This is a genomic window from Mesorhizobium sp. AA23, from assembly GCF_001672435.1.
In the GTDB taxonomy this organism is placed as follows: domain Bacteria; phylum Pseudomonadota; class Alphaproteobacteria; order Rhizobiales; family Rhizobiaceae; genus Mesorhizobium.
On record NZ_LYTP01000003.1, the window covers coordinates 73061 to 97020 of the forward strand.

The 23960-nt window shown below is 60.0% G+C and carries 20 protein-coding genes; 15 read left to right on the plus strand and 5 right to left on the minus strand.

Annotated elements, in window-relative coordinates:
* Positions 1-82: 82 nt before the first annotated feature.
* The 6 genes from A9K66_RS04825 to alr all read left to right on the plus strand — a co-directional run bounded on the left by A9K66_RS04825 (position 83) and on the right by alr (position 6307).
* Positions 83-559: a heme-binding protein gene (locus tag A9K66_RS04825; protein WP_067320360.1), complete on the plus strand. Its 477-nt coding sequence runs from the start codon at positions 83-85 to the stop codon at positions 557-559.
* 57 nt (positions 560-616) lie between these two features.
* Positions 617-1876: an acyl-CoA dehydrogenase family protein gene (locus A9K66_RS04830; RefSeq protein ID WP_067320363.1), complete on the plus strand. Its 1260-nt coding sequence runs from the start codon at positions 617-619 to the stop codon at positions 1874-1876.
* Positions 1873-3024 carry a Xaa-Pro peptidase family protein gene (locus A9K66_RS04835; protein ID WP_067320367.1) on the plus strand — a complete coding sequence of 384 codons (1152 nt, stop codon included), beginning with the start codon at positions 1873-1875 and terminating at the stop codon, positions 3022-3024. Before A9K66_RS04830 ends, A9K66_RS04835 begins: the two co-directional genes overlap by 4 nt.
* Positions 3021-3770, plus strand: coding sequence for an SDR family oxidoreductase (locus tag A9K66_RS04840; RefSeq protein WP_067320370.1), 750 nt, complete (start codon positions 3021-3023; stop codon positions 3768-3770). Before A9K66_RS04835 ends, A9K66_RS04840 begins: the two co-directional genes overlap by 4 nt.
* A 37-nt stretch (positions 3771-3807) precedes the next feature.
* Positions 3808-5037 (plus strand): amidohydrolase family protein, encoded by a 1230-nt coding sequence (locus tag A9K66_RS04845; protein WP_067320373.1) that lies wholly within the window; start codon positions 3808-3810, stop codon positions 5035-5037.
* A gap of 106 nt (positions 5038-5143) precedes the next feature.
* Positions 5144-6307 carry an alanine racemase gene (gene alr / locus A9K66_RS04850; RefSeq protein WP_067320376.1) on the plus strand — a complete coding sequence of 388 codons (1164 nt, stop codon included), beginning with the start codon at positions 5144-5146 and terminating at the stop codon, positions 6305-6307.
* 168 nt (positions 6308-6475) lie between these two features.
* On the opposite strand, the gene A9K66_RS04855 is transcribed toward alr, so the two are convergent.
* Entirely contained in the window at positions 6476-7489 is a 1014-nt protein-coding gene (locus tag A9K66_RS04855; protein ID WP_067320718.1) for a Gfo/Idh/MocA family oxidoreductase, read from the minus strand.
* A 425-nt stretch (positions 7490-7914) separates the two neighbouring features.
* Here A9K66_RS04855 and A9K66_RS04865 point away from each other — a divergent pair, with 425 nt between their 5' ends.
* The 4 genes from A9K66_RS04865 (at position 7915) to A9K66_RS04880 (ending at position 11878) form a co-directional block, all read left to right on the plus strand.
* The gene (locus A9K66_RS04865; protein ID WP_067320387.1) at positions 7915-9174 is read left to right on the plus strand and encodes an ABC transporter substrate-binding protein; all 1260 of its coding nucleotides are present in this window, start codon (positions 7915-7917) and stop codon (positions 9172-9174) included.
* 123 nt (positions 9175-9297) lie between these two features.
* Positions 9298-10200, plus strand: coding sequence for a sugar ABC transporter permease (locus tag A9K66_RS04870; protein WP_067320721.1), 903 nt, complete (start codon positions 9298-9300; stop codon positions 10198-10200).
* Entirely contained in the window at positions 10190-11074 is an 885-nt protein-coding gene (locus A9K66_RS04875) for a carbohydrate ABC transporter permease (protein ID WP_067320391.1), read from the plus strand. The genes A9K66_RS04870 and A9K66_RS04875 overlap by 11 nt, the downstream gene beginning before the upstream one ends.
* A gap of 93 nt (positions 11075-11167) precedes the next feature.
* A complete protein-coding gene (locus A9K66_RS04880) occupies positions 11168-11878 on the plus strand; it encodes a cytochrome b561 domain-containing protein (RefSeq protein WP_067320394.1) in 711 nt (236 codons plus the stop codon).
* Between the two features lie 109 nt (positions 11879-11987).
* Here the strand turns inward: A9K66_RS04880 and A9K66_RS04885 are convergent, their stop codons facing one another.
* Genes A9K66_RS04885 through A9K66_RS04895 form a run of 3 tightly spaced genes read right to left on the minus strand, consistent with a single transcriptional unit; the run spans position 11988 to position 16486 of the window.
* The gene (locus tag A9K66_RS04885) at positions 11988-12713 is read right to left on the minus strand and encodes a ribonuclease activity regulator RraA (RefSeq protein WP_067320397.1); all 726 of its coding nucleotides are present in this window, start codon (positions 12711-12713) and stop codon (positions 11988-11990) included.
* A 13-nt stretch (positions 12714-12726) separates the two neighbouring features.
* Positions 12727-14370 (minus strand): hydantoinase B/oxoprolinase family protein, encoded by a 1644-nt coding sequence (locus tag A9K66_RS04890; protein ID WP_067320399.1) that lies wholly within the window; start codon positions 14368-14370, stop codon positions 12727-12729.
* Complete coding sequence (locus tag A9K66_RS04895; protein ID WP_067320402.1) at positions 14354-16486, minus strand: hydantoinase/oxoprolinase family protein; 2133 nt, start codon at positions 16484-16486, stop codon at positions 14354-14356. Before A9K66_RS04895 ends, A9K66_RS04890 begins: the two co-directional genes overlap by 17 nt.
* A 318-nt stretch (positions 16487-16804) precedes the next feature.
* On the opposite strand from A9K66_RS04895, the gene A9K66_RS04900 reads away from it, so the two are divergent.
* Both A9K66_RS04900 and A9K66_RS04905 read left to right on the plus strand, forming a co-directional pair.
* Complete coding sequence (locus tag A9K66_RS04900) at positions 16805-18301, plus strand: aldehyde dehydrogenase family protein (RefSeq protein ID WP_067320404.1); 1497 nt, start codon at positions 16805-16807, stop codon at positions 18299-18301.
* A gap of 13 nt (positions 18302-18314) precedes the next feature.
* Entirely contained in the window at positions 18315-19967 is a 1653-nt protein-coding gene (locus A9K66_RS04905) for a choline dehydrogenase (protein WP_067320413.1), read from the plus strand.
* On the opposite strand, the gene A9K66_RS04910 is transcribed toward A9K66_RS04905, so the two are convergent.
* Positions 19960-20412, minus strand: a complete 453-nt coding sequence (locus tag A9K66_RS04910) for a RidA family protein (protein ID WP_082953710.1) — start codon at positions 20410-20412, stop codon at positions 19960-19962. The two genes, A9K66_RS04905 and A9K66_RS04910, sit on opposite strands and share 8 nt — an antisense overlap.
* Before the next feature lie 194 nt (positions 20413-20606).
* Here A9K66_RS04910 and A9K66_RS04915 point away from each other — a divergent pair, with 194 nt between their 5' ends.
* The 3 genes from A9K66_RS04915 (at position 20607) to A9K66_RS04925 (ending at position 23933) form a co-directional block, all read left to right on the plus strand.
* Complete coding sequence (locus tag A9K66_RS04915; RefSeq protein WP_067320416.1) at positions 20607-21344, plus strand: FadR/GntR family transcriptional regulator; 738 nt, start codon at positions 20607-20609, stop codon at positions 21342-21344.
* Positions 21345-21493: 149 nt separating this feature from the next.
* The gene (locus A9K66_RS04920; RefSeq protein WP_067320419.1) at positions 21494-22585 is read left to right on the plus strand and encodes an ABC transporter ATP-binding protein; all 1092 of its coding nucleotides are present in this window, start codon (positions 21494-21496) and stop codon (positions 22583-22585) included.
* A gap of 349 nt (positions 22586-22934) precedes the next feature.
* Positions 22935-23933: a Gfo/Idh/MocA family oxidoreductase gene (locus tag A9K66_RS04925; RefSeq protein ID WP_067320422.1), complete on the plus strand. Its 999-nt coding sequence runs from the start codon at positions 22935-22937 to the stop codon at positions 23931-23933.
* Positions 23934-23960 lie beyond the last annotated feature (27 nt).

Below are 23960 nucleotides of genomic sequence, written 5' to 3' on the forward strand. Positions count from 1 at the left end.
TGAACGGCGTCGCGCCATACGCTCTTGCTGTGCCTGCGGATAGACCATCTGCATACAATGGAACTGTCAGGGATTGGACCCCATGCACGATATTCGAGACCAGATCGCGGAAATTCAGCGGGAGACGGAGGGCCATGCTTTCTCGGCGTTCAGCCAGGCTGATGCGCTGCGCGTTGGCAAGACGTTGCTCGGTCTGGCGGAAGACGAAGGATTGCGTGTGGCGGTAGGCGTCGACCTCGGCGAACAGGTGATCTTCCGTGCGGCGCTGCCTGGTACGAGCGCCGACTACCAGCATTGGATTGAAAGGAAATTTGCCGCGGTGAGACGCTTTGCCAAGGCTTCGATGCAGCTCGAGCTGCAAGCCAGGCTGGAGCCCGACTTCGCCACTGAGCGCGCGCTCGATCCCAGCCGCTACGTTCTGTGTGGGGGCGCCGTGCCGATCTGCGTGGGGACCGCCATGGTTGGTGCGATCGGCTGCGCGGGCCTCGCCTCCATCGACGACCACCGGCTGGTCATTCGTGCCATCGAAACCTATCGAAAGGCCATTGACGGAAGCTGAGCTGCATTGCATACTGCATGCACTAAAGATTGCAGCCAGCAAGAAGGAAGGGATGCAATGTATCCATTCAAGTCGAACCCCGAAGACGCTCAATGGATCGAAAAGGCTAGAGCCCTCAAGGAGGTCTTTGCCCAGCGCGCCAGACAGGTCGACGAGGCTGGCGGCTGGCCGCAGGAGAACTGGCAAGACATCATCGACGGCGGCTTCCTGAAGCTGGGCGTGCCGAAAGAATATGGCGGGTATGCCAACGAGGATGCCGGCTTCAGCAACCTGTGCCACGCCGTGGTCGAGATCTTCGCCTCTGCCTGCGGCAGCACCGGCTGGATCATCCAAAACCAGTATCACTGCTTTGGACTGGTAGCCGCGCTCGGCAATGAAGAGCAGAAGCGGCGCATCCTGGGCGATGTGGCCCAAAACGGAGTGGGTGTGGCCTCGGTCGGCAGCGAGGTCCAGCCGGGCCGTTCCCAGGTGGTGCCGCACAAGGACGGCAAGATCTCCTTCGCCTCGGATTTGACTCCTACAGAGGGCGGTTTCCTCGCGAACGGCTTCAAGGGTTTCACCAGCGGTGGTGCGGCGTCGAAATATCTCTTGTTTTGGGCATTGGCTCCCGGAACAGATGATCCCGATGTCGGCGCGAGCGTCTTCGTCATCGAGTTGCCCAATCCCGGCGTCGAGTTCGTCTCGGGCTGGGAAGAAGCGATCGGCATCCGCGCATCGCTGTCGGGCGGTGCCAAGTTCACCAATGTCTTCATTCCCTGGAAAAACGTTCTTGGCGAGCCTGGTGATTTCAACCAGAGCCATCCCTACACCTTCGAGCTTGCCTATGCTGCGCATTCGCTTGGTTCGGCGCAAGGCATCTACGAGGAAGTGCGCGATGCAGTCGCGGCAAGAGCTTTCCTGCAGCAGGACGACACCAACATGTACTCGCTGGGCGAGATGGCCTCTGCGATTGCAGCGACCCGTTCGCAGCTATGGTACGCGCAACATCTCTACGACCAGAAGATGTGGGGCGAGGCCTCGCACGCCACTCTCATGGGCCTCCACATGGCCAAGACGACTGTGGGGTTGGTTTCGACCAAGGCCTTCGAGATAGTCGGCACGAGAGCGGTGTTCCGCTGGAGTTCCATTCCGCGGCTGATGCGCGACGCACGCGTCGCCACGCTTCACACGCGTGAAAGCATGATCATGAAGACTGTCGCCAAGACCGAACTGTCGCGGGATTATCACCCCAAGGCGAAATATGGTCGTCGGCTTCCCGAGAGCGAGCGCAAGACCTGGGCCGATCTGGGCTTCCATTTCGACCGGGATGCGGCATGACGGGCAATGCCGCCAAGGCTGACGCGCCGCCCGCTGTGCTGCCCTTCGACCGGGGGGAATTTGGGCGGCGGGTGAGCCGTGTTCTTGCGGAAATGGCTGATCGCGGCGCCGACCTGCTGCTCGTCGACCAGATCGACAGTCTGGCCTACCTGACAGGCTACGCACATTCGGGAGCCCGCTACCAGGGTGCGCTGATCTCACCCTCGGGCGCCGTGACACTGCTGATCCGCTCGGCCGATCAGTTCGGGGCCCAGCGGCAGGCCACAGCGGACGCGTTTGTCACCTTTGACGATCAAGAGGACGAAGTCGCGCTCTTGGCGGGGCTGATCAGTGACAGCGGCGCGAAAGCCTTGGCCGTCGAGACGGACAGCCATTTTCTCACGATCGAGCGATACGAGCGCGTTCAGGCGAGAAATCCCGGACTGACATTCATCGATTTCGGCAAGGTGATTTGGGAACACCGCTTGATCAAGTCCCCAGCCGAGATCGAGGCGCTGCGCCGCGCCTGCGCCATAGCCGACGCGGCGATCCAAGCCGGAACCGACGCGATCGCCGTTGGCCGATCAGAACGCGAACCCGCCATTGCAACATATCGCAAGGCAATCAGTCTTGGGGCCGACAATGGTCGTGTCGCCGTTTTCGGCTACGGCAGCACAGTCGCCAATATGCATGGTCGGCTGGGCGAGCGGATCATGCAGGCGGGCGAACTCTATTTCATCGAGGCTGTGCCCCAGGTCTACGGCTACTCGGGACGCATTGCCCGGCCGATGGCGGTGGGCCACGTCTCTGATCGGCAACGCGCGATTGCGCGGCGTGTGGTCGAGATCCAGGACGAATTCATCGCCGCCATGGTTCCCGGCGCCGTTTCGGGCGAGATCGACCGCGTCGCCCGCGAGACCATGCTTCGCGAGGGCCTCAAGAAGAGCTACCCCCAGGTTTCGGCCTACACGCTCGGTTATCACGCCGTGCCCCGCACGTCCGATCATACCCGCATCTTCATGCCCAACCAGACCTGGGCGCTCGAACCGAACATGGTTTTTCACGTCATCCATTATTCCGAAGGCATGCCCTTCAGCGAGACGGTTCTGGTCACGCAAAACGGACCGGTCCGTCTCACCCGGACTGCCAGGGAGATTGCCGTCAGATGAGCCAAGTCGGACAGCGTGTTCTGGTTATAGGTGGTTCGAGCGGCATGGGCGAGGCAGGCGTTCGCGCGCTTGCCGCCTGCGGCGCCCGCGTCGTCATGGCCGACAGGAAAGCCGCGCCGGACAATCTGGGCGCTGTGCGGGTTCTCGCAATCGACATTGGCGACGACGCGCGTATCGCCTCTGTAGTGGCCGAGGCCGGTGAAATCCTCGGCGGTCTCGATGCTGTTTGGAACAATGCCGGTGTTTGCCACGTCGGCACGCTCGAAAGCATGGAATTGGGTGCCTTCGATCTCAGCTTCGCCCTAAACGTTCGCGCCAATGCTGTGCTGGCACGTGCAGCGCTTCCGCTGCTGCGTAAGGTTGGAGGCGGCAGCTTGCTTTTCACGGCATCGGCAGCATCCATCATGGTGGCCAAGGGTTCACTGCCCTACATCGTTTCGAAGTCGGCGCTGCTGACGATGACCCGGCAACTCGCGCTGGAATATGCCAGCGACAATATCCGGGTGAACGCCCTTTGCCCGGGTTGGGTGGACACGCCCTTCAACGCGCCGGTCTGGGAGATATTTGGCGGGCGGGAATCCTTCCTCCAAAAGGTGCCGGAGCTCGTCCCCTTGCATCGCATGGGGACCGTCGAGGAGTTCGGCGCCATCGTGCGCTTCATTCTCTCGGCCGATGCACGCTTCATGACCGGCCAGGCGGTCGTGGTCGATGGCGGGGAGTCGTTGATAAAAGGCCCGACCCGCTGATGGGTGCGTATGGCCGGCCACACCTGCAGGAGCAGTCATGAGCGATATCGTCATCACCAACGCCAGCTTGCTTGATCCACGAGCCGCAACGTTGCGCTCAGCCCAGCAGATCCGGATCGAGGGTCAAAAGATTGTCGAGGTTGGAGGCTCGGTTGGCGTGCCCCAAGGGGCGACCAGGATCGACGCCGCAGGCCGCGTCGTGATGCCCGGTCTTATCGATGCTCATGTCCACGCGATGGCCTATGTCAACAACCAGATGACGCTGGCCAACACGGCACCCTACCTCGTTGCGGCGCACGCCTCGAAGATCCTTGCCGACTACCTGCGACGCGGCTTTACCACCGTACGCGATTCCGGCGGCGCGGATGCGGCGCTCGCCGATGCCACACGCCTCAACCTCTTTCCTGGTCCACGCCTGTTCGTGCCGGGGCTGGCGCTGGCGGTCACCGGCGGATTGGGCGATTTCCGGGTACGGACCGAACATGAGCAAGGCTGTCCGCATTGTCGCAGCACGCGCAACATCAGCCGTGTCGTGGATGGCGTGGACGCAGTCCGCCGCGCGGTGCGCGAGGAGATCGCGGCCGGTGCTCATCAGATCAAGTTGATGGCCGGCGGGGGCAACTCGGGGAAATCTTCTATCTATTCCCCGCATTTTTCACTCGAAGAGCAACGGGTCGCCGTGCAGGAGGCGGCCGATTTCGGCACCTATGTGATGGCGCACTGTTATGGCGTCGATGTTATCCGACGAGCACTGGAAGCGGGCGTGCGCACTATCGAGCACGCAAACCTGATAGACGAGGATACCGCGCGTCTGGTGGCGGAGAAAAACGCCTATGTCGTGCCCACGCTAGCGACCTTCGAGGCCAGCATCTTCTACGCCGACCAACTGGGCACGCCAGCGCGCATCGTGGAACAGGTCAAGATGATGCTGCGCCGTGGTGTCGAAGCGGTAAAGATCTGCCGCGACGCCGGCGTCAAACTGGGGTTTGGCACCGACCTGGAAGGCGTCATGCATCACTACCAGTTGCGTGAGTTCAAGATCCGCTCCGTGGTTGAAACGCCAGCCCAGACCTTGCATTCGGCCACCATCGTCAATGCCGAGATCGTGCGGCACGAGGGCAAGCTCGGAGAGCTCGTCCCGGGCGCCTTCGCCGATCTCCTGATCGTCGACGGCAATCCGCTCGAAGACCTTGATGTGTTCCAGGAGGACGGCAGTGGCATCCGCGTCACGATCAAGGACGGCCATATCCACAAACGCGATCTGTGAGCGCACCGCGCCTCGATGAGTTGTTCCGGATAAGAGCCACATCGTGGGAACCGCCCAAGGAACATGACGACCACTCCTTCCTCTTCGGCGTCCCCGTCAATTCCCGATGAAGCCAAGCGACGGTCCGGCGATGATTGTCGACCTGGAAGCCATCCGCACGAATTATCGGCTTCTGGCATGCAGATCGCGAGGAACGACTGCGGCCGTTGTGAAGGGCGACGGCTACGGCCACGGCATGCTGAGAAGCGCTCTCGCGCTGCAAGAAGCGGGGGCGCGCCTGTTTTTTACCGCCCGTCTGGATGACGCGTTTTCGTTGCGTGATCACCTCGAGCCCGAGTGCGTCATTTCCGTGCTGGACGGTGCCAACAGTTCGACAATGGCTGAAGCGGTCGCCTCCGGGATCGTGCCGGTGATAAACAGTCATGAACAGCTGTCGGCGGCTGTGTCAGTGGCGCACAAGACGATGCGTCCCCCTCGCGTCTTCGTCCATATCGATACAGGCATGAATCGGCTGGGATTGGCGCATGGTCGCATTTCGGAAATCGTCGACTTGGTCAATTTGCTTGATATTCGTGCCTACCTGACGCACTTCGCAGCCGCCGACGACATGCATATCGCATTTTGCGAGCGGCAAGTCGCGGCGCTGAGGGCCGCAGTTGCAAAGCTGCCGGCCGCCCCGCTGTCGATAGCCAACTCAAGCGGGATCTTCCTGGATCCCTCTTTTCATGGGGATATCACAAGGCCCGGAAAGTCGCTGTTCGGGATCCATCCCCTGGCCGATGGCGACAACCCAAAGTCCGAACCGGCGATCGTCTTGGCTCCTGTCATCCAGGTTCGACAACTCCGCTCCGGCGACCCGGTCGGCTACTCATCGACCTGGCATGCGCCGTCGGATCGGCGCATTGCCGTGATCGCGGTTGGTTACGCGAACGGCTATAGTCGGATCGCATCCAATCATGGGCAAGTTGCGTTCGACGGCAGGTCGGCGCCGATTGTTGGCCGCGTATCCATGGATCTGATCGCCGTGGACATCACCGAACTCTCCGAGACCACGATAGCCGCGGGATCCGTGGCGGAAATTGTTGGGCCGAGCATATCGTACCGCCAATTGGCTGCGATCATGGCGACCAACGAACATGAAGCGCTGATCTCGCTTGGCCGGTCTTGTCCGAGGATTTATCTTGGGCACAAACCGGCGCCATCCAAGGTTGGTGGCGCCCAGCGCTACCGCCTTATTGCTAGTGAATTTGCAGCGCCAAATCTCGGCTAACCTGCTCGGCATCCGTCCGAGCATGGAGCGTGCTTGCCGCTAATTTGATGCTCGCCATCCGATATAACGTTGAGCGCCGAACCGCCGAGGAGATTTCGTTTTAATTCTCGTTCACGTCGAGAACCGGATGGCGCATGGGCAGTTTACGAATTGTCGCGCAATCGGGCCTCACACTTGCCCAATCAAGACTGTCTGACCTGTGGCGGCCGATTGCGCCACCGCCTTTGCCAACTTCACGCTCCAAACACCGTCCTCGCCCGTCGAGGAGGGCTCACCCTCACCTTGAATAGCGGCCATGAAATCGGAAACACCGCGGTCATAAGTGACCTTGAGTTCAAGAGGTATGTCTTGCTCACCGTTACATGTTCGCAAAACGACCCTGCCGCCAGGGGCCTGTGACATGACGTCGATGCCAAGAATGCTGCCGGCCGAGCCATGGATTTCAACGCCGCGCGGGCCATAACCGACGACAAAGCTGTCATGGCATTGCACCAAGATGTCGCCTGAAAATTCCCATACCGACATGACGCTGTCCTCGATGCCGTTGGCCCCTTCGCCAGACGCGGTCGCCAGCGCGGTGATCTTTGTGGGATTGCTGTCCAGATAGAACCGAAGGAGATCTGCATCGTGCACGGTGATGTCGTAAATAACCCCCGCGCCCGCGCTTTTGTCGAAGAGCCTCCAAGTCTTTAGGCTCTCGGGGAGCGATCCCGCATGGAAGATGCGGATCGAGTTGATTTTTCCTATCGCTCCCTCGTGCAGGAGCCGCTTTATCGCTCGGTGGCTCTCCATGTTGCGCAGATGGTGGTTCGTACCGAGTACCACGCCCTTGCGTTCGGCGGCCTCAACGATCAGTTGCGCGTCTTTCGGCTGCAGAGCCAGCGGCTTTTCACAAAGCACGTGCTTGCCGGCTTCGATGGCGGCCAGTGCCTGCGATAGGTGCTGATCGTTCTTGGTGCTTATGTAGACCGCGTCGATTTCTCGATCGCTCAACATCGGCATAAGCGAGCCATAGGCGTCAGGTATACCCTTCTGGTCCGCAAAAGCTTGGGCGCGGCTCGGATCGCCACTGACGACAGCTTTAACCTTACCCAGCGGATGCTTGCGTATGGAGTCGACCATCCACTCGCGTGCGATGGTGCTGGCGCCGATCAGGCCCCAAGAGACTACTTTCCCGTTCATCGCGATGACTCCTTCACTCCCTGGGTGCGGGACCAGCCGCATGCTGATAATTTGTCTGACCAAAATATTATTTGTCAACCTGCTGCGAGGCCGAAACCATCTGAGAGCGACGGTCTGATTTTCGATTTTATCGCGCTTTAACGGGGTCTTAGCTCCGGTTCGCGCCTGCATGCGATGCCGGCCACGGTTCGAACTCGGAGTCGTGCCCCTGATTGTAGATTGACATATATGTCATAAAAGCTAACGATAAGTCGGACATCTGAAGCCGGGCGGCCTGTAGTGGCGAGTCTGAACGGTTGGCAAGGCGGAGGGTGTCGGCGTCGGTAAGGGCGGCCCGCATGATGCCAAGAAGAAGGCGACAGACGCCCGGAAGACCGTAACGAACAACCTTGTTTCGCAACCGTAGCTACAAAGGGGAATGAGAAATGCTTAATCGGAATCTGGTCCTCGCGACGGCCTTGTTGCTGTCCGGTTCGACAACGATGGCGTTGGCGGGGAGCCCGAACGTGGAGGTCATGCACTACTGGACCAGTGGCAGCGAGGCGGCCGGGCTGAATGTGCTCAAGAAGCTCCTTGAGGAGCGTGGCGTCACCTGGAGCGACTCGCCGGTGGCCGGCGGCACCGGGATGAACATGGTGCAGGTTCTGCGCGCCCGCATCGCATCCGATACCGCGCCAGCCGCGGCACAGATGCACGCCCAGCAGGTCCAGGCCTGGGCATCCGAGGGCGTGCTAACCGACCTGACGGATCTCGCCGCGAAGGATGACTGGGCCAAGGTGATTGCGCCGGAACTTGTTCCTCTCATTTCGCATGACGGGTCGTATGTCGCGGTTCCGGTGAACGTGCACCGTTCGAACTGGCTCTGGTACAACAAGAAAGTCTTCGATTCCGCGGGCCTGCAGCCTCCGACGACGTGGGACGAATTCAACGAAGTTTCCGAAAAGCTCCTCGCCAAGGGCGTGACGCCGCTGGCCCTGGGTGGTCAGCCCTGGCAGGAGTTGGACCTCTTCGAGAATGCTGTCCTTGGCATCGGGGGCGCCGACTTCTACCGCAAGGCTGTCATCGATGAGGATGAAGCCGCGCTTCGCAGCGACACGATGGTCAAGGTTTTCGATCAGCTGCGTAAAATCAACAAATATGTCGATTCCAATTATCCCGGCCGCGACTGGAACCTTGCTACCCAGATGGTGATCAAGGGTGAGGCCGGAATGCAGATCATGGGAGACTGGGCGAAGGGCGAGCTGTCGCTCGCCAACCTGCAGCCCAACGTCGACTACGGCTGCGTACCCGCCCCGGGCACCAAGGGAAGTTACGTCTGGCTGACCGACAATTTCGGCTTCTTCAAGACCAAGGACAAGGACAAACAGGCCGGCCAGCTCGCCATGGCGTCGGCAATCCTGGACAAAGGGTTCCAGGAGGCGTTCAACATCAAGAAGGGCTCGATCCCGTCGCGACTCGACGTTTCCATGGACAAGTTCGATTTCTGCGGAAAGGCCGCCTTTGCGGACCGGGCGGAAGCCCAAAAGAGCCAGAAATCGCTGCCGTCACTGGCACACAATGCCGCGGCCGGAGCAACGAAAACAGGCGTCTTCACCGACGTCGTCTCAACTTTCTTCGAAACGCCCAGCGTCACCTCGCAGCAAGCGATCGACCAACTCGTAACCGGCCTTAAATCCGCGCAGTAGCGGACCAGATCGAGGTCAGGCGACGATCGCGGCCGCCCCAACCAAGCTGCGATCGTCGGCCTTCGTGAGACGAAAGGATTCCTGGTGTCAACGACTTTCCCGGTCCAGCAAACCGCGAAGCGCGTGCAATGGCGTGAGGGTTCCGGCGCCAAGCTATGGCTTGCCCGCAACGCATCCCAACTGGCGTTGGCTCCGTCGGTCGCTATTATCCTTCTGGCGGTCTATGGCTTCATGGTGTGGACGGGGGTGGTGTCGTTCACAGCATCCAAGATGCTGCCATCCTATGAATTTGTCGGCTTCGATCAATACTGGCGCCTCTGGAGCAATCCGATATGGCGGATCGCGGTCGATAATATCTTCATCTTCGCGATCCTGTTTATCGCGATCGCATCGATTATCGGAATGGCGCTGGCGATCCTGGTCGATCAGAAGATCCGCGCCGAGGGCCTCTTCCGAACGATATATCTCTACCCGATGGCGCTGTCGTTCATCGTGACGGGAACCGCCTGGAAGTGGATCCTCAATCCGGGTCTCGGCATCGAGCGAATGGTACGGCTATGGGGCTGGGATAGCTTCCGGTTCGACTGGTTGGTGGACCCTCGGTTTGCCATCTACACGCTCGTCATTGCAGGGGTCTGGCAGTCATCCGGATTCGTTATGGCCCTGTTCCTGGCGGCGCTCCGAGGAATTGACGAGGATATCACCAAGGCCGCGAGGCTTGATGGGGCCGGCAGCTTTCAAATCTACCGGCGCATCATCATACCGCAACTCGGGCCAGCCTTCTTGACTGTATTCGTCATCCTAACGCAGCAGGCAGTGAAGAGCTTCGACTTGGTGGTGGCGCTAACCGCCGGAGGCCCTGGAAACAGCACACATCTTCCTGCGACTTTTATGTACATGCAGACATTTGGTCGAGACCAGATGGCAGTGGGCGCCGCGAGTGCCATGATGATTTTCATGACAGTTACCGCGGTCGTGGCACCTTATCTCTATTCCGACGTGAGGAAACAACGCGATGACGCATGACAGCATCGTTGTCGAGAGGGGAGGGCGCTATCATCTCAGGCGCGCATTCATCTATTGCTGCCTGATCTTCATCGCGGCTGTCTATCTGCTGCCGCTCGTTGTCGTGGTATTTACGTCTCTCAAGAATATCGACGAGATACGCAACGGCTCGTTGCTTTCGCTGCCGGAGGCGCCAACCCTGGAAGCGTGGCAGCAAGCCTGGTCCGAAGCTTGCATTGGCCTTCAATGTTCAGGTTTGAAGGGCTTCTTTCTGAATTCGACGATCCTGATCGTTCCCGCTGTCGGGTTGTCAACCGCGATCGGAGCCATAAACGGCTTTGCGCTCACGCATTGGAAATTTCGTGGGTCCAACGTTGTATTCGCCCTGCTCCTGTTTGGCGTATTCATTCCATTTCAGATCATCCTCATCCCAATGGCTCGTTCGCTTGGCGCAGTTGGCCTGGCGAACACTATGCCCGGCCTTATATTGGTTCACGTGGTATATGGGATCCCGTTCACAACGCTTTTTTTCAGGAACTATTTCGTCTCCCTGCCTGCAGAATTGGTCAAGGCCGCAAAGGTCGATGGCGCCGGTTTTTATCAAACCTTCTTTCGGGTCATCCTGCCGATTTCGATCCCTTGTATCGTCGTTGCGGTGATCTGGCAGTTTACCAATATCTGGAATGACTTCCTCTTTGGCACGACATTTACGTCCGGCAACAACGTTCCGGTAACGGTGGCCCTGAACAATATTGTCAACACGACCACTGGAGTGAAGCGCTACAACGTCGACATGGCCGCAGTCGTGCTGACCGCGCTGCCAACTATCGCCATCTACGTTCTTGCTGGGAAGTACTTCCTTCGCGGCCTAATGGCCGGTTCCGTGAAGGGGTAGGGGCCCCCGCGGGTTTTTGGGATCCTCGCCACTGGCGTCAGCAACGGCTCCGAGGTGGCACGATGGATAGCGCGCGACACGGATGAGCAACATATGGACACTACTACGACCTTGCAATTGCCCTTAGGCTTCGCACTCGAAGCGCATTGGGAATATCACGCCTGGCTCATGTCCACGATCTGGATCGTTCTAGTCCCTGGCATTGTTCTTCTCACCCGGTACGGCAAGCCGCCGCCCTCTCGCGAAGGCATACCGAGGGGAAGTCCTAAACTTGGTCGCAAGCTCTATTGGTTCACCGTTCATCGCCTGGGACTTTCCTTTCTCGCCTTCTGCAGTTTTTGTGGAGGGTCGATCGCCTTGCTGGCGAACGGGGGCTTGAGTGCCACGATCCACGCGGTGTTTGGCATTGCGACCGTCATCCTCGGGATCCTCCAGCTTGTGAGCGCGCGCCTTCGCGGGACCCATGGCGGCCCCGATGCATCCACCCAGAGCGCCACGGGCGCGACCGTCGGTCGGGGCGATCATTATGACATGAGTCCGCAACGCCGATGGTTCGAAGCCTACCATAAGATCGTCGGGTACTTCACCGTGGCCCTGGCGTTGGGCGCGGTGGTGACAGGCCTGTCGCAATACTGGATCTCGAGCCTAGCCGTCGGCCTCGGCCTCACCCTTATCATTTGGGTGGTGACCATGGTCGTCCTGGAGGCCAAGGAATTCCACTACGACACATATCTGTCGAACTTCGGCACCGGAGCTCGTCATCCGTTCAACAAGCTTCGGATCGATCAGATGAATGGTGACTAAGACCGGGGCATCGGCCGTTCGCTGTCGCGACAGTCAAAAAGATGGCGGGCCGCGGAGGGAGGATCGCAGCCCGCCAGGCCGGCCCCGGGAGGACGGGGCGGCTTTAGGTCTAGCGTCCTGCCTTTTTGCGCCAGGCTTCATATTTTTCCTGGTTTTCCGGTTTTGTGCAGGGATAGAGCCCGATGATCGACGCGCCGCCACGGACCTCCTCCAGAACGAAATCCTCAAAGCTTTCCATCCCGGTGCATTCCTCAGCAATCTCGTCGGCGAGGTGAGCTGGGACCACCATCACGCCATCCTTGTCCCCGACCAGGACATCGCCAGGGAAGATGGGCGCATCCCCGCACGAAATCGGCACGTTGATGTCCAGTGCTTCATGATGTGTCAGGTTGGTTGGCGCGGACGGCCTGGCGTAGTAGGCGGGCATCTCCAGCGCGCCTATGCCTTCCGCATCGCGGAAGCCCCCATCCGAGACCACGCCCGCTGCGCCGCGCAACGCCAGCCTCGTGATCAAAATAGAACCCGCGGTCGCAGCCCTGGCGTCCTTGCGCGCGTCCATCACGAGGACATGGCCGGGTGGGCACGTCTCCATCGCCACGCGCTGTGGATGTTCTGGATTGCGGAAGACGGTGATCGGATTGCGATCTTCGCGCGCGGGAATGTAGCGCAGTGTGAATGCCGGGCCGACCATGTTGTCCTGTTTGGGCGCAACCGGAACGACGCCCTGAATGAACTGGTTGCGGAGCCCTCGCTTGTAGAGCGCCGTTGCGATGGATGCGGTGGATATCTTCTTCAGCTTCGCTCGCGTTTCGTCAGATAGGTGATGTTCGCTCATGCTTTCCTCGAGTTCACTTGATTAGACCGTTTTGGCGATCGGCCGTAAGGCTGCCGGCATCGCGCTCGTCGGCGGGGCCATAGCCGCCCCCACCGGGTGTTTCGACGACAAGCCTGTCGCCCGCCGGCACCAACTGCTTGCCTTTGCCCTTGAGGGATCCGCCTGACTTCAGCGCGACTTTTCCGGCAGCACCGTTTTCGCCACCGAAGCGGCCGCGTGCGGGGTTCTCGATACGGTCGAGGGCTGCATAGATGTAGAACGGATGGCCTTCGCGATGTCCGATCTCGATGCTTTGCCCGAGACCGCCACGAAATTTCCCGGCCCCGCCCGAACCGGCACGCAATTCCTTGCGCCAGAAAATGAGCGGTGTCAGGGTCTCGAGTATCTCGACGGGAACGCCAGAAACTCCCGACGGGAATGCCGTCGCATTGAGCCCATCAAGCCGCGAGCGAGCTCCGGTGCCGCCGGTCTGAACCGACAGCGCCGAGAAGCGTCGCGTCGCTGCGATACCTTGGGTGAGGCACGCGTCATGCGCGTCTTCAAGGATGAGATTCCACAGAGCTGACGCACCCTCGGCCAGAACGTTCTCGGGAACCAGTTGCGCAAGACAGCCATAGACCACGTCGGGCAGCATCTGGCCGATGACGTGTCGCGACGACACCGGGGCAGGGCGTTGGGCGTTGACGACCGTTGCTTCGGGAGCCGTGACGGTCACGACGGAAAGCGAGCCCGAATTGTTCGGCACATCAGGGAAAAGCGCGCAGGCGACGGCGTAGGTCGAATAAGCCTGGGCATAGCTGATGGGCACGTTGATGCCGCGCGCCGAAAGTCCCGACGTGCCAGTAAAATCCACCGTGATGTGGTCTTCAGCAATCCGGGTGGTTGCCTTCAAGGTCACCGGCCGGTCGTAACCGTCGATCACCATTTCAGCTTCGGCGGTGCCTTTCGGAATTGCGGCGATCGCCTTCAGAGCTGCGTCGCGTGAGCGCCTGACAATCTGATCGCAGAGCGCTGTCAGATCGGTAAGATGAAATTCCTCCAGCATGTCGGCCAGCCGGCTCACTCCGATCTGATTGCAGGCCGCAAGGGACATTAGATCGCCTTCGAGTTCAGCCGGGTAGCGTGAATTCGAGCGCGCGAGGGTTATCAGGGTCTTGTCGATTTCGCCCGCGGCGATCATTGCCAGCGGGGGGACATAAAAACCCTCCTCGAAGACATCGCGGCCGTCCGGGCCAAAGCCAATGCCTCCGACGTCCATGAAATGGCAAGTCGATGCAAAAAGTCCAACCAGATGGCCTTTATAAAAGGCGGGCGTCACCGCGACGAAGTCATGCAGATGGCCTGTTCCCATCCAAGGGTCGTTGGTGACATAGACATCACCCTCGCGCATCGTGCCTGCGGGATAGCGATCCAGGAAGTGCAGGACCGAGGCGGCCATCGTATTCACATGTCCGGGCGTGCCTGTAACCGCCTGCGCGATCATGCGGCCGTCCGGGTGGAAGTAGCCGGCAGAAAGGTCGCCCGATTCGCGGACGATCGGGCTGAATGCCGTGCGGCGCAAGGCCTGGGCCTGTTCCTCGACGACGGCAATAAGGCGGTTCCACATTATCTGGAACTCGATCTCCCCAATCTGCTGGATTTCAGGGCTGACGGCCATTTGTGGCTCCCTTGCGTTCGGACGGTCGCGCCGCTTGTGCGGCAAGATTGGTCAGGACCAGGTGGCCGAACCTATTGCATTCGACACAAAAGTCTCTCGGAACAACCGTGTTGGTTTCGCGCTCGGTGATGACGAGCGGCCCCTTCAGGACGATGCCCGGGTCAAGTTCGGAGCGCTCATAGACAGGAGCGTGGATCGTGCTGCCATCGACTTCGGTGAAGGGGGTCTCGCCTGACGGTTCGATTTTCCGACAGCGGCCAATTAAGGCCTCATCTGCCGGCAGGGCGGGTTGCGCAGCAGATGCGGTTACCGTCCACGTGAGAACCTCTACTTCGTGATTGGGCAGGAAGCGACCGAAGACCTCTTTGTATCGCTGATCGAATGCCTCCTTCAAAGCCGCGCCGTCGATCCCGCCATCTGCTGCGAATGGCAGATCGACCTCGAGCTCGTGGCCCTGCCCAACATAACGCAGGAACGCTGAGACATGCGCCTTGACGGGTTGGCCCCCAGCTGCCGGAGCAACCACGGCGCTGGCCTCCTGCTTCATCTGTGCGATGAGGTCGACAATGGCGGCACTATTGACGCGGTCCATCCGGCTATGGCGGCTTCTAACGACCTCGTAGGCCAAAGGGGCCTCCAGGAAGCCGATGGCAGATCCGACGCCAGCTCCCTTGGGCACGATCACGATGACCAAGGACAATTTTCTTGCCAATTGCGCCGCGTGCATCGGAGCGGCGCCGCCAAAGGCGATCATTGCGCGGCGCCGCAGGTCCTTGCCGTGCTCGGCGGCATGGACACGGCTGGCGTTTGACATGTTCTCTTCGACGATTGCGGTGACCGCGGCGGCCGCCTGGACGGGCGTCACACGCAACTTATCCCCTACCTCGCTGGATAGCGCTTGCTCTGCCAGGTCGCGCTGCAAGACCATGCGGCCGTCCGCGAATTTTCGGGTGTCGATTCGTCCCAGCACGAAATCACCGTCGGTGACAGTCGGCCGACGGCCGCCAATTCCGTAACAAGCCGGCCCCGGCTCCGAAGAAGCACTTTCTGGACCGACCGTGAGGCGCCCCATGCTGTCGACCTGGGCGATCGAGCCACCTCCTGCGCCGATCTCGACCATTTCGATCACGGGTATCCGGACCGGCAGGCCCGAACCCTTGAGGAACCGCTCGGTCCGATCCACCTCGAAGCTGCGCGATTTCAGCGGCTGGCCATGGTCGATCAGACAGATCTTGGCGGTCGTTCCCCCCATGTCGAAGGAGACGATGGCTTCAAGATCGCATTCCTTTGCGATCTTGGCTGCAAGGATTGCCCCACCGGCCGGGCCAGACTCGACCAAGCGGATCGGGTAATCGGCGGCCTGGTCGACGGTCGTGAGACCTCCGCCCGAGGTCATAAGCAGGATCGGCGCGTTGAGCCCTTTTTGCACCAACTCGGATTTGAGCCGGCCAAGATAACCGGCCATGATTGGACGGATATAGGCGTTAGCGACTGTGGTAGAGGTGCGTTCGTACTCACGAACTTCAGGACACGTCTCGGACGAAATACAAAAATAGACGTCAGGCATCATAGCCGACAGGATTTCCCGCACACGCCGCTCATGTGATGGATTCGCATAGGAATGGATCAACGAGACGGCGATGGATTGAACGCCTTGCTCCATCAATGAATGCGCGAGCGCGACGACATCTGTGTCGTCGAGCTCAAGCAGGACGCTTCCATCGGAGGCGACCCGCTCTGGTATGGTGAAGCGCAGGCCGCGTCCCACCAACGGCTGCGGCTTCTTGATGAAAATGTCGTACTGGTCATGGCGACTTTCCGAGCCAATCTCGATCGTGTCGCGGAAGCCCTGCGTGGTGATCAATGCTGTCTTGGCACCACGGCGTTCGATGATTGCGTTTGTCGCCAACGTGGTGCCGTGGAGGAAGACGTCAAGGTCACCCAATCCAAGCCCCTGCTTTTCCAGCAGTCCCTGCACGCCCTCGATAACAGCGCGTTCGGGCGCCTGATGGGTGGTCAGGATCTTGGTCGAGGCGCGGACGCCGCCGATCTCGATGACGATATCGGTGAAAGTGCCGCCGATGTCGGCGGACGCTCTGTTGATGCGGGAAACCATCACCACTCCATTATCGGCAGGCAGTTTCCATATTTGTTAGTTTTCTGATTAATTGTCAATCAATCTTGCATGCAGACTGACGCGCTGTCCTCTGCCCGGGCCCGTTCGGAGCCGGCCCATAGCGGGTTTTGCTGCCTTTTTAGCAATTGCGAGCCCATGAAACGTGCGGCCGACCGTTTACATTCAGTTGATTTTTGGAAATGTGGCCAGCGAAAAGAGGTTGACAAATATGTAATTTTGTTGCCGCTTTGGGCGGAGTTTAGGCGCGCTTCGACAACTTAGGCCAAGGCGACGCAGACAGGAACGCTGGGATTTGGGATGACTTCTGGTTTTATTCCGCCGAAAGCGGTCAGACAATTTGGAAGCTGGATCGACGGCGCGTGGTCGTTCAGACAGGGCGCGCAGATTATGTCGGTCAACCCGGCCAACGGCACGCGGGTTTCGCTGTTGCATGAGGCAGGGGAAGGCTTGGTCGATCAGGCCTGTGTGCGCGCTCACGCTGCCTTCGAGGCCGGATGGCGCCTGTCGAGCGGGGAGCAACGCTCCAACGTGTTGATGCGAACCGCCGGTCTTATTCGCGAAAATGTGGATGAACTTGCCTGGTTCGAAATGGCCGAAAGCGGCAAGCCGCACAAGCAGGCGAGGCTCGAGATCGAGCGCTCGGCCATGCTGTGGGAATTTGCCGCAACGCAGGCCAGGTCTCTCACAGGTGACAGCTTTGGTGGCTTGGGTAAGGACTATTTGGCCTTGACACTGCGCGCGCCGGTCGGCGTGGCCGCAATCGTAACGCCCTGGAACTTTCCGTTCTTGATCGTCAGCCAGAAGCTGCCGTTTGCCCTTGCAGCCGGCTGTGCGGCTGTCGTGAAGCCATCGGAACTGACCTCCGCCACGACGCTGCTCTTGGGCCCTATCCTCAAGCAGGCGGGCCTGCCAGATGGGGTGTGCAACATCGTGACGGGCAGCGGTCGACTAACCGGGGAGGCTTTGCTCAAGCACCCCCTTACGCGAATGATCTCCTTTACCGGATCGACCGCGGTGGGCAAACACGCCATGGAAATCGGCGCTCGGATGTTGAAGAAGGTTTCGCTCGAGCTAGGCGGCAAGAACGCCCATATCGTGATGAATGATGCCGATCTGGGAGCCGCGCTCGACGCCGTCTTGCATGGAGCCTTTCTCAACGCCGGGCAATCGTGCAATCAAGGCGGTCGCATCCTGCTTCAGAACGGCATCGCCAAGGATTTCACGAGAAAGTTCATCGAGGCCGCAAGGTCCATCCCCGTCGGCGACACACTGCGCGACGATGTGCTGATGGGACCTATCATCAGCGAAGCGCAGTATCGCAAGATTCTAGGCTACATCGAGATCGGCAAGGCCGAGGGCGCGACGCTCGCCCTTGGCGGCACGTGTCGGGAAGAGGCCGGAGGGCGCTACATCGACCCGACCGTTTTCACCGAGGTCGCATCCAGCATGCGGATTGCCCAGGAGGAAATATTCGGTCCAGTCTGCACTATCCAGAGCTTCGAGACGCTAGACGAGGCGTTCGCCATCGCCAACGGCACCGACTACGGCTTGTCGGCCGGCATATGGACGCGCGACACAGCCGCGGCGCTGAAGGCTGCGCGGGAGCTGGAGGCGGGAACCGTTTGGGTCAACACCTATCTCGACGGGCCCGCTGAACTACCGTTTGGCGGCCTCGGCGCGAGCGGGATCGGACGCGAAGTTGGTCGCGTCGGATGCGAAGAGTTCATGGACATCAAAACTGTCCAATTGCGCAGCGGCGGATATCAGCCGCGTTGGATCGGCAAGGCCATCTGAGGGGAAGGTGAGGATGGACAAGGAATATGACTTTATCGTTGTCGGCGGCGGATCGGCCGGCTGCGTCGTGGCCTCGCGCCTGAGCGAGGATGCCGGCTCACGCGTGCTTCTTGTCGAGTTCGGCAAGAAGAACGACGGTCCGCTGGTCCGCTGGCCAGCGGGCTACGCCAAACTCCAAGGCCCGAAGTTTCGCTACGAGTGGCAAACGGTTCCGCAGCCGGCTCTCAACAACAGGCGCATGCTTTTCCCGCAGGGCAAGGTTCTGGGCGGGGGGTCCTCGGTCAACTCCATGGTCTACATCCGAGGCAACCGTCGCGACTACGATCAGTGGCGCGACCTCGGCAACGAGGGATGGGGCTATGATGATCTGTTGCCCTATTTCCGCAAATCCGAGGACAATGAGCGATATCTTGACGATTACCATGGTCAGGGCGGGCCGCTTGGCGTGTCTGACCAGCGTTCGCCGATCGACCTGACGCGGGTCTATATCCGCGCCGCGCAACAGGCTGGCTACCCCTACAACACCGATTTCAACGGCGCTCAACAACACGGGGTCGGTTATTATCAGGTCACTCAGCGCGCGGCGCGTCGCTCGAGCGCCGCGCAGGCCTTTATCTATCCCAATGCCAATCGCAAGAACCTGACCGTGCAAACCGAGGCTCACGTGCTTCGGGTGTTCGTGGAGAACGGCCGCGCGACAGGCATCGAGGTCGCAATGAAGGGACAGACAAGCCGGATTGAGGCCCGATCCGAAGTCATACTGTGCGCGGGCGCAATCAATTCTCCGAAAATCCTGCTTCTTTCAGGGGTCGGACCAGCCGCCGAACTCAAGCGCGCGGGCGTGAGAGCGGTTCATGACCTGCCAGGCGTCGGCAAGAATTTGCAGGATCATCTGGACGTCTATTGCTGTGCCAGCCTCAAGGAACCGGTATCCTATAACGGCCACGACAAGGGTCCTATGGCCGCTTGGCACACGCTGCAATTCCTGGCCTTCGGCACTGGCCCGCTCACGTCGAATGTCTGCGAGGGCGGGGGCTTCGTATCGACTGAAGGGAACACCGATTGGCCAGACATCCAGATGCACTTCCTTCCCGCCTACGTCATCGATCATGGTCGCGTGCAGGTCAAGGGCCACGGAATGACCCTCAACACCGCCTATCTTCGACCCGAAAGCCGCGGAGAGGTGATGCTGGCCTCTGCTGATCCGGCGGCCGAGCCGATCATTGATCCTAAATACATGACGCATGAGCGCGATTGGGCGCATACCGTCAACGGGTTCAAGATTGCTCGTGAAATCCTGTCACAGCCCGCCTTCGCCAAGATCTACAAGGCCGAACACTTGCCCGGCGCGCAAAGAACGAGCGAGGAGGATCTGCGTGCCTATGTTCGAGAATGGAGCAAGACCGACTTTCATCCTGCCGGGACCTGCAAGATGGGTTCCGACGAAATGGCCGTCGTGGACACCGACCTCAAGGTACACGGCATCGACGGACTGCGCGTCATCGACGCCTCGATCATGCCCACGCTGGTCTCTGGCAACACCAATGCTCCGTCAATCATGATCGGCGAGCGTGGCGCCGATGCGGTGAAAGGGCGCAAGTTGCCGCAGCAGCACACGGTCGCTCGACAGATGCAGCAAAAGTATCCGGATCACGCGCCTACCTGACGGCAGCGACAAGTTCGATTTCGACGCTGGAGTTGCGCGGCAGTTCGGCAACGCCAACGGCAGAGCGCGCGTGATTGCCTCGTCCGCCAAGCACCTGACGCAGCAAAAGGGTTGCAGCGTCGGCCACGCGCGGCTGGAGATTGAATCCGGGCGCCGACGCCACAAAAACAGTGATCTTCAGTATCTGCACGACATTGTCCAGACCGCCGACGGCATGCGCGAGAGAGGCAAGCGCGTTGCGCATTGCCAGTTCAGCTGCTTCCTTTGCCTGTTCGAGCGTGACGTCCGATCCGACCTTGCCCGGGTGGAGATCCTCATCGCCGGTCTTGGGCACATTGCCGCTGACCCAGGCCTGGCCGTCATGCACCAGAACTGAAGTGTAACCATAAGCGGGCGGTTGGTAGGCCGGGATCTCGTACCCGTTGTACGTAAAGGCACCTGTCATTTTGTCGTTTCTCCTTTGGAACTCCGGGATGCATCTGGCCCGTCTCTCCCGAGAGCACGGCCGAGATTTGCAACCGCGCCGAGTTGCTGGACTTATTGCGGAAATGTCGGACATTTGGCACAAAAACAGCTTGCTGTAAAACAAATTAGCTGACAGATTACAAATATGTGCAAATCCCAAGTCCCGGCAGAGCGATGAAGCTCAAACTGGCAGACCAGGTCTATGGCGCTCTTCGGCAATTCGTCGAAGGCGGTGAGTGGCCGGAGGGCACACGAATCCCTCCTGAGACCGAGCTTGCAAAGAGCTATGGCGTCTCGCGGCCCGTCGTGCGGGAGGCTTTGATCAGGCTCAGGATGGAGGGCATGATCGGAGCGCGCAAAGGCTCCGGGAACTTTGTGATCGGCAAAAATGGCCTGGACTCGGGTGGCTACAGGCCGATCGAGAACATAGCCGACCTCATCCAGGCGTTTGAATTTCGATTCTCCGTGGAATGCGATGTGGCTGCTTTCGCGGCGCTGAGGCGGACCGAAGAGGAGTTGGACGAAATTCGCATTGCCTCCGCCATCGTCAGGAACCAGTCGAACGAGGAGACCTTCGGCGATGCCGATTTCGGGTTCCATCTCGCACTGTCCCGAGCAAGTCGAAACGCAATGTATGAATCCACGCTCAGCATGCTGCGCACGCAGATCGTCTTCGGGATGCGCCTCGTCGGAGAATTCTCTCAACAACAAGCGGCAACCCGGTCCGAGGCGATCTTCGAAGAACACGAGATGATCGTCGATGCCGTTCAGGCCCGAGATGCGGACCAAGCCCAGTTGGCAATGCGTCGGCATCTCATGAACTCGCGGCGCAGGATCCTCGGCTTCGAGATCGCAAGTGATTGGCAACCGACATCGGGGACCGAACCATCGATCAGAAAGGCGCAGAATTGAAGCGGCCCGTCCGTCCGTGCCTGCGTTCTTGCCGACCGCGATCGGCAGTGCATGGCGCTCCCTCGATCGCCGATCTGTTTACCCAGCCCGCTTTTTCCAGCGCGATTTCGGTCGCCGCCCGATCCGGCGCCCTGTGAGAGGTTTAGCTCATGTCTTCGTTGTCCATCGATAGCGTTTACAAATATTACGGCCCCAACCTGTGCGTCTTGAAAAACATCAACATCGACGTCGCATCCGGCGAGTTTCTCGTTCTTCTCGGACCATCGGGCTGTGGCAAGTCGACGTTGCTCCACGCGATCGCCGGCCTTCATAGGATCAACGCCGGCGAAATCCGGCTTGGCGAGCGCGTCCTCAACGAAGTCCCCTGTCAGCACCGCGATATCGCGATGGTGTTCCAGTCCTATGCGCTCTATCCCTCGATGACCGTCAGGCAAAATATCGCTTTTCCGCTGGAAATGCGAAAACTGCCAAAGCCGGAACGTGACAAGGCGGTTTCGGACGTCGCCAACTTGCTTCAGATCAGCCATTTGCTGGATCGAAAGCCGGGACAACTGTCTGGCGGGCAGCGGCAGCGGGTAGCAATTGGCCGCGCATTGGTGCGAGAGCCAAGCCTTTTCCTTTTCGACGAGCCACTATCGAACCTCGACGCTCTTCTTCGTGTCGAAATGCGGACCGAGCTGAAGAAGCTGCACCATCGGATGGGTCGAACCACCGTCTACGTGACACATGACCAGATCGAGGCGATGACGCTGGCAAACCGGATCGCCATCCTGGACAAGGGTGTCGTTCAGCAACTTGGAACACCAGGCGAGGTCTACAATCGACCTGCCAATCTCTTTGTCGCAACATTCATTGGCAGCCCGCGCATCAACCTTTTGCCGGCGGTGAGCAAGGGGGGCAGGGTGGTGCTGGAGAGGTCAGGGACAATCCTGCCGGCCCCGCAGGAATTCGCTCCGGCTTTGCGCCAGGATGGCCGCAGGGTCACGGTGGGAATCCGGCCGGAGCACTATGGCCTGGCGGAGGGCAACGCCACCAGCGAGAAGACCGTAGACATGGACGTCGACGTCAATCTGATTGAGCCGACGGGATCAGACGATGTCATTTTGTTTCAGCATTCCGGCGTGGAACAGCTGGCCCTGCTGCGGGCAGGGCATGTGAGCCAAAGCGGCAGGGCGCGGCTGCGCGTCGATACGTCTCGCATAAGCATCTTCGACAGCGAGTCCGGCGAGCGCCTTCAATGAGCCTGGATCCAAACATCTGCGTGGCAGGCTTCCGGCCCGGAGACGCATCCGTCGCCCTGTCACCATGGTGGCAAATCATGCGCCGCACCGGGTGCCCATCGGCATCTGCCCAAGCGATCTGCACTACAGGCGCCTGGCTTCAACGCGCAACCGAGCGAGCTCGCCCGCCCCTGCGTTTTGTCCCCGAATTCAGCATGCGCAAAGCGCGCGAAGTCCAAAGGCCGCATGCCGCTGATCGATCCTTCTTTCCGCCGTCCAGGGCAGTCGACCTCGCATTCACGATAGCAGCCCAAACCATGCGCTTAGGCGACCGGCTGGCATCCATCCTCGTTCATCAGGAATCCGCGCAGTGACAAAGCAACTTCGATGGGGACTCGTTGGCGCAAGCCGCATAGCCGCCGAGTGGATCATCCCCGCGATCAGAGCGACGCCAGGAAACGAAGTGGTTGCCGTCCAAGGCGGCAACCCGGCGCGTGTGAGCGAATATGCCCGGGCCAATGACATACCGCTTTCCTGCGGGTCGCTCGAGGATCTGCTCTCCGCCGGCGTCGATGCGGTCTACATCTCCAACACCAACGAAAAGCATGCCCCTTGCGCCATGGCGGCACTCAGTGCGGGCAAGCATGTCTTGGGTGAGAAACCGATGGCCATGACCGAGGAAGATGCGCGGGAAATGGTTTCGTTGGCTAAAGATAGAAATCTTGTCTTGGCGATCAACCATCATTTGCGCGGCATGAATAGCCACCGCAAGCTACGTGAACTTGTCGAAAGTGGCGTGCTCGGCGACCTCGTCGCGGTTCGAGCCATGTTCGGTGTTCTGCTGCCCCAGGACAATCGCGGATGGCGCACCGAAAGCACTTCGGCCGGAGCAGGTGTCTTCTTTGACCTAACCGTTCATGACGCCGATACCCTGCACTTTATACTGGGTGAGAAATTTGTGCGCGTTGCTGCTTTTACTTCCAACAACGGCATCTCTGCCGACGGGATTGAAGATGGCGTAGCCACGATAGCTCAAACGGCATCTGGCCTCACAGCGCAGATCACGGAGAGCTTCGCGATCGAGCATGCGCGCACAACCCTCGAGTTGCACGGCACCAAGGCCTCGGTTTTTGCCGATGACGTGCTGTTGCAGCGGCCCGGCGGAAGGCTGGAGCTAAGCGTGCAAGGAAAGCGCCAAGATATCCCCGTCGAGCATGAAAACGCCTACCCCCGTGTGATAGCGGCCTTTGCCGATGCCGTCAGGGGTGTTGGCCGGCCGCTTGTAGCCGGTGAGGACGGTTTAGCTTCGCTTCGATTTGCACTTGCCGCCCGGACCGCGGCCGCAACAGGTCGAGTGATCGAAATCTGACCGCTTCGCGTACGCGGATCGCGCCGG